General features: G+C 74.0%; 8 protein-coding genes. All 8 read right to left on the bottom strand.

Annotated features, from left to right (window positions below):
* Positions 1 to 100: 100 nt before the first annotated feature.
* Complete coding sequence (locus AB0O53_RS30895; protein ID WP_350998052.1) at positions 101 to 910, bottom strand: TrmH family RNA methyltransferase; 810 nt, start codon at positions 908 to 910, stop codon at positions 101 to 103.
* A 42-nt stretch (positions 911 to 952) separates the two neighbouring features.
* Positions 953 to 2,188, bottom strand: coding sequence for a uroporphyrinogen-III C-methyltransferase (cobA, locus tag AB0O53_RS30890; RefSeq protein ID WP_350998054.1), 1,236 nt, complete (start codon positions 2,186 to 2,188; stop codon positions 953 to 955).
* A 376-nt stretch (positions 2,189 to 2,564) separates the two neighbouring features.
* Positions 2,565 to 5,801, bottom strand: a complete 3,237-nt coding sequence (gene cobT / locus AB0O53_RS30885; RefSeq protein WP_365200033.1) for a nicotinate-nucleotide--dimethylbenzimidazole phosphoribosyltransferase — start codon at positions 5,799 to 5,801, stop codon at positions 2,565 to 2,567.
* Between the two features lie 274 nt (positions 5,802 to 6,075).
* Complete coding sequence (gene cbiE, locus AB0O53_RS30880; protein WP_350998060.1) at positions 6,076 to 7,278, bottom strand: precorrin-6y C5,15-methyltransferase (decarboxylating) subunit CbiE; 1,203 nt, start codon at positions 7,276 to 7,278, stop codon at positions 6,076 to 6,078.
* A gap of 68 nt (positions 7,279 to 7,346) precedes the next feature.
* Complete coding sequence (locus AB0O53_RS30875; RefSeq protein WP_403137843.1) at positions 7,347 to 8,099, bottom strand: GNAT family N-acetyltransferase; 753 nt, start codon at positions 8,097 to 8,099, stop codon at positions 7,347 to 7,349.
* A gap of 260 nt (positions 8,100 to 8,359) precedes the next feature.
* Entirely contained in the window at positions 8,360 to 9,223 is an 864-nt protein-coding gene (locus AB0O53_RS30870) for a MetQ/NlpA family ABC transporter substrate-binding protein (RefSeq protein ID WP_365200030.1), read from the bottom strand.
* Positions 9,224 to 9,358: 135 nt separating this feature from the next.
* Complete coding sequence (locus AB0O53_RS30865; RefSeq protein ID WP_350998066.1) at positions 9,359 to 10,027, bottom strand: methionine ABC transporter permease; 669 nt, start codon at positions 10,025 to 10,027, stop codon at positions 9,359 to 9,361.
* Positions 10,024 to 11,079 (bottom strand): methionine ABC transporter ATP-binding protein, encoded by a 1,056-nt coding sequence (locus tag AB0O53_RS30860; RefSeq protein WP_350998069.1) that lies wholly within the window; start codon positions 11,077 to 11,079, stop codon positions 10,024 to 10,026. The genes AB0O53_RS30865 and AB0O53_RS30860 overlap by 4 nt, the downstream gene beginning before the upstream one ends.
* Positions 11,080 to 11,136: the final 57 nt, after the last annotated feature.

Raw genomic sequence — 11,136 nt, 5'->3', positions numbered from 1 at the left:
GGAGGAGCTCCTCGCGTACTGGGCGTACTCGGGAGCCCCGACAACGCAGGGAGGTGCGGTGCCGGGCAGCGCGGGCCCGGCAAGATCCGAAAGAGACGGCCTAGCGGCCCTGGGCCACCGCGTAGAAGGCCACCGCGGCGGCGGCGCCCACGTTCAGCGAGTCCACGCCGTGGGCCATGGGGATGCGCACCCACTCGTCGGCGGCGACCAGCGCCTGCGTGGACAGGCCGTCGCCCTCGGCGCCGAGCATCAGCGCGACCCGTTCCAGGGACTGCGGCGCGGCCACGTCGATCGGCGTCGCCTTCTCGTGCGGGGTCAGCGCGAGCAGTTTGAAGCCGGCTTCGCGCACCGAGTCCAGGCTCTTGGGCCAGGCCTCCAGGCGGGCGTAGGGGACGGAGAACACCGCGCCCATGGAAACCTTCACCGAACGCCGGTAGAGCGGATCGGCGCAGTCGGGCGACAGCAGCACCGCGTCCATGCCGAGGGCGGCGGCGCTGCGGAAGATGGCCCCGATGTTGGTGTGGTCGTTGACCGCCTCCATGACGACCACGCGGCGGGTCGCGGCGAGGAGTTCCTCGGCCGTGGGCAGCGGCTTGCGCTGCATGGAGGCGAGGGCACCACGGTGCACGTGGTAGCCGGTGACGCGTTCGGCGAGGTCGGGGCTGACGGCGTAGACCGGTGCCGGGATCTCGTCGATGACGTCGCGCATGACGTCGACCCACTTGGCGGAGAGCAGCATCGAGCGCATCTCGTAACCGGCGTCCTTGGCCCGTCTGATGACCTTCTCGCCCTCGGCGATGAAGAGGCCTTCCGCGGGCTCGCGCCTGCGCCGGAGTTCGACGTCGGTCAGGCCCGTGTAGTCGCGCAGGCGGGGGTCGTCGGGGTCGGTGATGGTGATGAGATCAGCCACAGGGTGATACTGCCTTGTCCTGGGTGCGGTGCCAACGGCCTGTCAGGCGCTGGTGGTGGGAACGTCCGGGGTTCCGACGCGGACGACCTCGCCGATGACGATGACCGCCGGCGGGCGGACCTCCTGGGCGCGGACGGTCTCGCCGACGGTGGCCAGGGTGGCGTCCACGCGGCGCTGGGTGGCGGTGGTGCCCTCCTGGACGACGGCGACCGGGGTGTCCGCGGAGCGGCCGTGGCGCACCAGCGCCTCGGCGATCAGGCCGATCTTGTCGACGCCCATGAGGATGACCAGGGTGCCGGTGAGCTTGGCGAGGGAGGCCCAGTCCACGAGGGAGCGCGGGTCGTCGGGGCCGACGTGGCCGCTGACCACGGTGAACTCGTGGGCGACCCCGCGGTGGGTCACCGGGATGCCGGCCGCGCCGGGGACCGAGATGGAGCTGGAGATGCCGGGGACGACGGTGCAGGCGATGCCGGCCTCGGCGAGGGCCTGGAGCTCCTCCATGCCGCGGCCGAAGACGTACGGGTCCCCGCCCTTGAGCCGGACCACGGCCTTGCCGGCCTTGGCGTGCTCGATCAGGGCGTTGTTGATGGCCTCCTGGGCCATGAACCGGCCGTAGGGGATCTTCGCGGCGTCGATGACCTCGACGTGCGGGGGGAGCTCGTCGAGCAGGTCGCGGGGGCCGAGCCGGTCGGCGATGACCACGTCGGCCTCGGCGAGGAGGCGGCGGCCGCGCACGGTGATCAGGTCGGGGTCGCCGGGGCCGCCGCCGACGAGGGCGACGCCGGGGGCGGACCTGTGGCGGTGGCCGGGGGCGGCGAGGCTGCCGTCGCGCAGGCCCTCGACCACGGCGTCCCGGACGGCCGCGGAACGGCGCGGGTCGTTGCCGGTCAGCACGGCGACGGTGACGCCCTCGATGCGGCCGGTGGCCGGGGTCCACGCGGTGGCCGCGGAGGCGTCGTCGGCCCGGACGCACCAGACCCGCTCGCGCTCGGCCTCGGCGGACGCCCGCTCGTTGACGTCGCGGTGCTGTGTGGCGATGAGGGCGTACCAGGCGCCGGCGAGGTCGCCGTCCTGGTAGCGGCGGCGCTCCCAGCGGATCTCGCCGGTCTCGGCCATGGCGTCCACGGAGGGGGTGGCGGAGGGCGAGACGAGCAGGACGTCGGCGCCGGCCGCGATGAGCGCGGGGAGGCGGCGCTGGGCGACCTGGCCACCGCCGATGACGACGACGCGGCGGCCGGCGAGGCGGAGTCCTACGGGGTAGGCGGGGGTGTCGGCCATGGCGGTGCGGCTCCTGATGCGGCGGTCGTTCTGTCGTGCCGCTGCGGCTCTGAAGCGGCGGGGTACTGGCGGGGTACTGACGTGCGGGTTCTTGGTGCGGGTCCACCATACGGCGCGGGCCGTCCCACAGCGCGGACGGGGCCGCGGCTGCGCGGGCGGCAGCGCGGCCCGGCTCCCCGGGGCTCCGCCCGGACCCCGTGCCTCGTACGCCGGCGGGGCCGGTGGTGTGCGGCGGTGGCCGGGCAGCGGGCCGGGACGGCTCGGCCCGCCGACCGGCGACGGGTTCGCCCGGCCTGCGGGGAGGTGCCGAGGTGCACCGCCCCACCCGCAGTCGCCCTCCGGGACCCGGCGCGGGGCCGGGAACCGGTCGGGCGGGTTACTTCTCGGTGACGCCCGCCGAGTCGAAGGTGGCGACCTCGTGCATGGCGCGGGCCGCGCTCTGGACCAGCGGGAGGGCCAGCAGGGCGCCCGTGCCCTCGCCGAGGCGGAGGTCCAGGTCGACCAGGGGGCGCAGGCCCAGCTTGTTCAGGGCCGCCACGTGGCCCGGCTCGGCGCTGCGGTGGCCCGCGATGCAGGCCGAGAGGGACTCGGGCGCGATGGCGCGGGCCACCAGGGCGGCCGCGCCCGCGCTGACGCCGTCCAGGATCACCGGCGTACGCAGGGAGGCGCCGCCGAGGAGGAGGCCGACGATGGCCGCGTGCTCCAGGCCGCCGATCGCCGCGAGGACGCCGATCGGGTCCGCCGGGTCCGGCTGGTGCAGTTCCAGGGCACGGCGGACGACCTCGACCTTGCGGGCGTGGGTCTCGTCGTTGATGCCCGTGCCGCGGCCGGTGACCTCGGACGGGTCGACGCCGGTGAACACCGAGATGAGGGCCGCGGAGACCGTGGTGTTCGCGATGCCCATCTCGCCCGTGAGGAGCGCCTTGTTGCCGGCGGCGACCAGGTCGCGGGCCGTCTCGATGCCCACCTCGATGGCGGCGACGGCCTCCTCGCGGGTCATCGCCGGGCCGGTGGAGAGGTCGGCCGTGCCGGGGCGGACCTTGCGGGGCAGCAGGCCGGGGGTGGCCGGGAGGTCCCCGGCGACGCCGACGTCGATCACGCAGACCTCGGCGCCCACCTGGTTGGCGAAGGCGTTGCAGACCGCTCCGCCGCCCAGGAAGTTGGCGACCATCTGCGTGGTCACCTCCTGGGGCCACGGGGTGACGCCCTGGGCGTGCACGCCGTGGTCGCCCGCGAAGATCGCGACGGCGGCCGGCTCCGGGATCGGCGGCGGGCAGACCCGGGAGAGGCCCGCGAGCTGGGCGGAGATGATCTCCAGCATGCCCAGGGCCCCGGCGGGCTTGGTCATGCGCTTCTGCCGCTCCCAGGCCTCGCCGAGGGCCTTCGCGTCGAGCGGGCGGATGCTGGCGACCGTCTCGGAGAGCAGGTCGTGCGGCTCCTCGCCGGGCAGCGCGCGGCGGCCGTAGGTCTCCTCGTGGACGACCCAGGAGAGCGGGCGGCGCTGGGACCAGCCGGCCTGGGCCAGCTCGGGCTCCTCCGGGAACTCGTCGACGTAGCCGACGCACAGGTAGGCGACGACCTCCAGGTGCTCGGGCAGGCCGAGCTCGCGGACCATCTCGCGCTCGTCGAAGAAGCTGACCCAGCCGACGCCGAGGCCCTCGGCGCGCGCCGCGAGCCAGAGGTTCTCGACGGCGAGGGCCGAGGAGTACGGGGCCATCTGCGGCTGGGTGTGCCGGCCGAGGGTGTGCCGGCCGCCGCGGGTGGGGTCGGCGGTGACGACGATGTTCACCGGGGTGTCGAGGATGGCCTCGATCTTGAGTTCCTTGAACTGCTTCGCGCGGCCCTTGGGCAGCGACTTCGCGTAGGCCTCGCGCTGGCGCTGGGCGAGCTCGTGCATCGTCCGGCGGGTGTCGGCGGAGCGGATGACGACGAAGTCCCAGGGCTGGGAGTGGCCGACGCTGGGGGCGGTGTGGGCCGCCTCCAGGACGCGGAGCAGCACCTCGTGCGGGATGGGGTCGGTCCGGAAGCCCTTGCGGATGTCGCGGCGCTCGCGCATGACGCGCAGGACGGCCTCGCGCTCGGCGTCGTCGTAGCCGGGGGCCGGTTCGCCGACGGGCTCGGCGGCGGCGGGCGCCTCGGCCGCCGCCTCGGGCTGCTCGGCGGCCGCGACGGCCTCGGCCGGCTCGGGCAGGACGGCCTCGACCGGTTCGACGGGGGCCACCGGGGCGGCGGGCTCCTCCGGGGCGGCCGGGACGGGCTGCGGCTCTGCGGCGGCCACCGGTTCGGCCGGGACGACGGCGACGGCCTCGGCCGGCACGGGCTGCACCGGTTCGGGCGCGACGCCGGCCTCTGCCTCTGCGGGCTCGGCGGCCTCGGCGGCCTCCACCGGGGCGGCGGGCGCCTCGGCGGGCACGGCCTCGGCCGCGACGGGCTGGGCCGGCTCCTCGGGGGCCACCGCCACCGGCTCGGCCGGAACGGCGGCGACGGCCTCGACGGGGGCCTGGTGGACCGGCTCGGCGGCGGGCTCGACGGCGGCGGCCTCGACGGGTGCGGCCGGCGGGGCGGCCTCGGCGGGAGCAGCCTCGGCAGGAGCGGCCTCCGCGGGAGCGACCGGCTCGGCCGCGGGCACCTCGGCCGCGACGGGCTCGGCGACCGCGGGCTCGGGAGTCTCCACCGGCGCGGCGGGCGCCTCGGCGGGCACGGCCTCGGGCTGCGGCGGCTGGGCCACCGCTTCCGCTTCCGCGGAGCCGGGCTGGGCATCCGGCCCGGGCTCCGCGGCGGCCTGCACCGGCTCGGGAGCCACGGCCGGCTCGGGGGCCTGGGCGGCCTCGGCCGGCAGCGGCTCGGGGGCGGCCACGGGCTCCGGCGTCCACGGCGTCCCGGCCTGCGGGGGGACCTCGCCGAGCTGCGGCGCGGGCTCCTGGGCGGCGTCGGCGCGCGGGACGTCCAGGTACTCGGGCCCGACGGTCGGGGGGCCCGCCTGGTGGAGCGGGGTGACGGGCACGGCGGCGCCGAGCGCGGAGACGAGCGGGGCGGGCTGTGCTGGCGCGGCGGCGGGGCCGCGGTCCGCGAGGGACCGTACGACGCCGCCGGTGGCGTCGGGCACGGGCGGGCCCATGTGCAGCGGGCGCCGGGCGGTGGCCGCGGGGGCCACCGGGGCGGCGGGCGGCGGGACGACGAGCCCGCCGAGGTCGAGCTGGCCGGAGTCCCGGCCGCCGGTCTCGTGGGCGCCGGCGCTGTAGGAGCCGTCGGGGAAGGCGGGCTGGGGGAACTCGGTGTACGCGGCGGGCTCGGGGTACCCCGTCGGAGCGCCGGCGTAGGCGGACTCGGCGCCGTAGGACGCGTCGGCGTACACCGGCGGCTCGGCGAGCTGGGGCTCGACCGGGAAGGCGGGGACCTGCGGGACGACCTGGGGGTCGCTCCAGGCGCCCTGGCCGCTCGGCATGAGCAGGAGTTCCTCGTCCTCCGGCTCGGCCGGATTGTCCATGAGGTCCTGGAAGGCGTAACCGGGCATCGGTGCCGGGATCTGGACCGGGGCGGGGATGCCCTGCTGATCCACCATGCCCGTGTTGTCCGGGAGACCCTCGCCCGGGACCTGGCCGGTGTCAGTCATGCTTACCCCTCGCCCATCGGTGTTGCCTCTTCGATCACCCGGTCGCCCACGAGGCCTCCGAGCGGAGTTGCCGTGCGGTGTCGCGGGTGCGACGAGTCCGTCTCACGTGCGCCTGCGCGACAACCAGTAAGCATTGTCGCGCCCGTTAGCGATCGTGGCGGCCATAACCACCACGGTCCTCTGTGGACTGCGCCACGTCGCGCGTCCAGGCCGTGTCGCGATGCCCGAAACGTCCGCGCAGTACGACGATCGGCCAGCCTACCCGGCCCTCGTATCAGCGGGCGACAGGGCGCTGAGCTGCCAGGAGGAACACCACGGAACGGTCCTGTTCCGCCCAGGTCCGGGGGTCCAGGCCCACGGACTGGAGGAGGGCGCACTCGACGTCGTAACCGTGTTCGGTGAGGGCCCGGCCGATGGCCTCCGCCTCGTCGCGGGTGGAGGCGTGGCTGACGATCCGTTCGGGGCGCCGGTCGGCGACGGCCGCGACCACCTCGCCGCCACCGCCGCCGACGCGGACGACGTCGGGTTCGGGCAGGTTCTCCAGGACGTGCGGTGCGCGCCCGGCGACGAACTGCAGTTGCACGCCCCGTTTGCGGGCCGCGGCGGTCACCCGCTCGCGGGCCGCGGGGTCGGCGTCGACGGCGATGACGGCGGCGCCGAGGGCGGCCGCGTCCACGGCGACGGCCCCGGATCCGGTGCCGATGTCCCAGACGAGGTCGCCGGCACGCGGGCCGAGCCGGGCGAGTTGGGCCGCGTGCAGCAGGGCCGACTCCCCCTCCCCCGCGCCGGTCTGCGGGCGGGCCCAGCCGCGCTCGCCGGAGTGGGCGGCGCTCTGGCCGAGGAGCCAGCCCGGGTCGGCGGTCTGGGGCTGCCCCGCGCCCCCGATGACGATGACGACGTTGGGGTCGCGCCAGCTGTGGTCGGCGGCCTTGTCGGAGGTGAGGACGCTCACCTGCTCGCGGTCCGTGCCGAGTTCCTCGCAGACGACGAAGGTGCGGTGGACCCCGTCGAGGAGCAGGGCGAGTTCGGCGGGGCCGGCGCCGGGCGAGGTGAGGACGGCGACCTTGGGGTGGGCGCGGCAGACGTTGACCGCGCGCCGCAGGGTGCGGGGGTGGGCGACGACCACCTGGGCGTCGTCCCAGGGCATCCCGGCGCGGGCGAAGGCGGCCGCGACGGAGGAGACGGCGGGGACGACCTCGACCTCCAGGCCGTGCTCCGGGGCGCGCAGGGTGCGTACGACGCCGAAGAATCCGGGGTCCCCGTCGGCGAAGACCACCGCGGTGCCGCGGTGGCCGGCGATCCGGCGGGCGGCCAGGCCCAGGCTGCCGAGGCGGATGCGTTCGGCGGTGGGCGGGACTTCGGGGAGGGCGAGGTGGTGGGCGGCGCCGGCCACGAGGGTGGCGGCGGAGAGCGCGGACCGGGCGGCCGAGGTCAGGGGCGAACCGTCCCAGCCGATCACCGTGACCCGGTCGGCCATCGTCTTCTGTCTCCTGGAGTGGGGGGTGGAGGGAGGGGCGGGCACGGTGAGACTACCCGGTCATCGGTTCATTTCCGGTCGGCGCCGACCGGGTGGCCGGTCGCGTCGGACCGCTGCCCGGGGACGGTGCGGCCGGGGTGCGCGGCGGGGCCGCCGTGGGTGTCGTGCGGAGCGTGGGTGCCGTGGCCGACGTGGGTGTCGTGGCTCTCGTAGCCGTCGTACCCGTCGAGGCCGTCGCCCTCGTCGAGGTCCTCGGGCAGGAGGCTCCACACGATGAGGTCGGTGCGGGTGTCGGTCCAGCCGCCGCCGTCCGTCTGGGTGCGCACGGTCCACGCGTTGCGCAGGACGCCCTCGCTGATGCAGCCGATCTTCTGGGCGACCTGCTGGGAGGCGGTGTTGTCGGCGGCGGTGCGCAGTTCGAGGCGCTCGAACCCCTGCTCGCGGAAGAGCCATTGGGCGACGGCCAGGACGGACTCGCTGGCGTAGCCCTCGCCGCGGGCCCAGGGCGCGGTGACGTAGCCGACCTCGGTGGCGCGGATGCGCCAGTCGGTGTTGCGGAGGTGGACGATGCCGACCAGGCGCTGGGTGAGGAACTCGGTGACGGCGAAGACGATGCCCCGGCCCTCGGCTCGTTCGGCGTGGGAGTCCCGGGTGGCCCAGGCCCGTGCGTCGGCCTGGGTGTAGGGGTACGGCGCGGAGGTCCAGGCGGTGATGTTCTCGTCGTTCATCATCTCGGCGAGCGCGGTGACGTCCTCCTCCTCGAACGGTCGCAGCACCAGCCGTTCCGTGCTGATGGTGACGTCCGGGAAGGTGGTAGTCATGCGCAGCTCCATGCCTGAGAACGTGGTGCGACCGTGGTGCGATGCGACCGTGGTGCGGGGCCGTCGGTGCGGGACCTGATCCGCGGGTCGTAAGCCACAGCATGCAGCATCGAACGGGGGATGTGCAGGGCCGGGTTGCCCGGGGGGCGGGCAGGACTCGGCTCCGGGAGCGGGCAGGACTCGGCCCCGCGCGCCGTCAGGGGCGTGCGGGGCCGAGATGCATGACCGTCCGGGCCCGACGGGGTCGGGCGGGGCGGGGGTCAGGAGGCGGGGGTGCCGAAGGCCGGGACGACCGAGCCCTGGTACTTCTCCTCGATGAACTTCTTGACGTCGTCGGAGTTCAGGAGCTTGGCGAGCTTCTGGATCCGCGGGTCGTTCTGGTTGCCGTCCTTGACCGCGAGGAAGTTGGCGTAGGGGTTGCCCTCGGCCTTCTCCAGGACGAGCGCGTCCTTGGCGGGCGCCAGGTTCGCTTCGAGGGCGTAGTTGCCGTTGATGACCGCGGCGTCCACGTCGCCCAGGGCGCGCGGGACCGTGGCGGCCTCCAGCTCCTTGAACTCCAGGCCCTTCTTGTCGGTGATGTCGGACAGCTTGGCGCCGGTGCCGACACCCTCCTTCAGGGTGATCAGGTTGTTCGCGGCCAGCAGCTGGAGCGCGCGGCCCTCGTTGGTGGTGTCGTTGGGGACGGCGATGGTCTGGCCGGGCTTGATGTCGGAGAGGGCCTTGACCTTCTTGGAGTAGAGGCCGAGGGGCTCCAGGTGCACGTTCACGACGGGGACGACGTGGGTGTTGTTCTTCTTGTTGAAGTCGTCGAGGTACGGCTTGTGCTGGAAGTAGTTGCCGTCGACCTGGCCCTGCTCGGTGGCGGTGTTGGGCAGGACGTAGTCCGTGAACTCCTTGACCTCCAGCTTGAGGCCCTCCTTGGCCGCGAGCTTGTCCTTCACGAAGTTCAGGATGTCGGCGTGGGGGCTCGGGGAGGCCGCGATGACGAGCGGCTTGCTCTCGTCGGCCTTGCCGCCGTCGGCCTTGGCGGAGGACGGGTCCGAGGAACTGCCGCAGGCGGTGAGGCCGAGGGTCAGCGCGGTGGCGGTGGCGGCGAGGGCGGTGAGCTTGATGTTCTTACGCACGAAGAGTGCCTTTCTTGCTGAACAAGTACCGAGGACTTGCTGGTGGTGGCGGCCCAAGCACGACAAGTGCGGGCTCTATGGGGGAAATCTGTGGGGCGGCGCGCCCGTGGTGCCGGTCGGCGCGCGCGGTGCCGGTCAGGCGGTGCGTCCGCGGCGGGCCAGCAGGCGCACGACGCCGTCGCCGATCAGCTGGACCACGGTGACGAGGACGATGAGGACCACGACGGTGGCGATCATGAAGCCGGTCTCGAAGCGCTGGAAGCCGTACGTGATGGCCTTGGAGCCGAGTCCTTCGCCGCCGACGGCGCCCGCCATGGCGGAGTAGCCGACGAGGGTGATGACGGTGGTGGTGACACCGGCGACCAGGGATGGCAGGGCCTGCGGCAGGAGCACCTTGCCGACCAGGGTCGGAATGCCGCCGCCCATGGACTCGACGGCTTCGATGAGACCGTGGTCCACCTCGCGGACGGCGGTCTCGACGAGCCGGGCGAAGAAGGGGATGGCGCCGATGGCGAGCGGCACGATCATGGCGGTGGGGCCGATGAAGGTGCCGACCACCGCCGTGGTGACCGGGATCAGGAAGATCAGCAGGATGATGAACGGCAGCGAGCGGCCTATGTTCACGATCACGCCGAGGACCTTGTTGAGCGGCTGGTTCTGCAGCAGGCCGCCCTTGTCGGTGAGGACCAGCAGGATGCCGATGGGCAGTCCGCCGAGCACGGTCACCAGGGTGGACCAAAGCACCATGTAGAGGGTGTCGTACGTGCCCTGGGTGAGCAGGGGCTGCATCTCGGACCAGGTCACTTGGCACCATCCTCGGCCAGTTCGGCCAGTGCGGCCAGTTCGTTGTCGATCTCGTCGACGACGTCGACCTGGAGGCCCTGCTCGCGCAGGAAGCCGACGGGCACGACGTTGTCCTCGTAGCGGCCGGGCAGCTCGATGCGCATGCGGCCGATCAGCCGGCCGGCGACGGTGTCCATCGCGGCGCCGAGGATCGAGATGTCGATGTTGTACGTGCGCGAGAGCTGCGAGATGACCGGCTGGGCGGCGGCCTCGCCGTGGAAGGTGACGTCGACGACCGTGCGGTCGGGGCCGGAGGCGGCGCCGGTGACCGGGAACAGCTCGCCGGCGAGCTCGGAGCCGGGGGTGGCGAGCAGTTCGGCGACGGTGCCGGACTCGACGATGCGGCCCTTCTTCATCAGCGCGGCCGAGTCGCAGACGCTCTTGACGACGTCCATCTCGTGCGTGATGAGCAGGACGGTGAGGCCGAGCTGCTGGTTGAGGTCGCGCAGCAGGCCCAGCACGGAGCGGGTGGTCTCGGGGTCGAGGGCGCTGGTGGCCTCGTCGGACAGCAGCACCTTGGGGTCGCCGGCCAAGGCGCGGGCGATGCCGACGCGCTGCTTCTGGCCGCCGGAGAGCTGGGTGGGGTAGGCCTTGGCCTTGTCGCCCAGGCCGACCAGGTCGAGGAGTTCGAGGGCCTTGCGGGAGCGCTCGCGGCCGGAGAGGCCGAGGATCTCCAGGGGCAGCTCGACGTTGGCCTGGACGGTGCGCGAGGACAGCAGGTTGAAGTGCTGGAAGACCATGCCGATGCGGCTGCGGGCCTCGCGCAGTTCCTTGCCGGCGCGGCGTCCGCGGCCGGCGAGCGCGGTGAGGTCGACCCCGTCGACGCGCACGGTGCCGGTGGTGGGGCGCTCCAGCAGGTTCACGCAGCGGATCAGGGAGGACTTTCCGGCGCCGCTCTGGCCGATGACTCCGTACACCTCGCCCTCGCGGACGTGGAGGTCGACGCCGTCCAGGGCGGTGACCTCGCGGCCACGGGACTGGTAGACCTTCGTGAGGCCCGATGTGGTGATCACAGGAATTCCGTCGCTGTCGAGTGCGCGGCGCAGCGGGGTGTGCCGGGCACGGGGCAA

It is taken from the genome of Streptomyces erythrochromogenes (genome assembly GCF_040684695.1).
Lineage (GTDB): Bacteria > Actinomycetota > Actinomycetes > Streptomycetales > Streptomycetaceae > Streptomyces > Streptomyces erythrochromogenes_C.
Note: the sequence above shows the minus strand (reverse complement) of the source record. Positions and strands in the feature narration are given on the sequence as shown.

Excerpts from the sequence above, each read along its gene's own strand:
- cobT (WP_365200033.1), bottom strand. The coding sequence starts at position 5,801 with ATGACTGACACCGGCCAGGTCCCGGGCGAGGGTCTCCCGGACAACACG.
- cbiE (WP_350998060.1), bottom strand. The coding sequence starts at position 7,278 with ATGGCCGACCGGGTCACGGTGATCGGCTGGGACGGTTCGCCCCTGACC.
- cobA (WP_350998054.1), bottom strand. The coding sequence starts at position 2,188 with ATGGCCGACACCCCCGCCTACCCCGTAGGACTCCGCCTCGCCGGCCGC.
- AB0O53_RS30875 (WP_403137843.1), bottom strand. The coding sequence starts at position 8,099 with ATGACTACCACCTTCCCGGACGTCACCATCAGCACGGAACGGCTGGTG.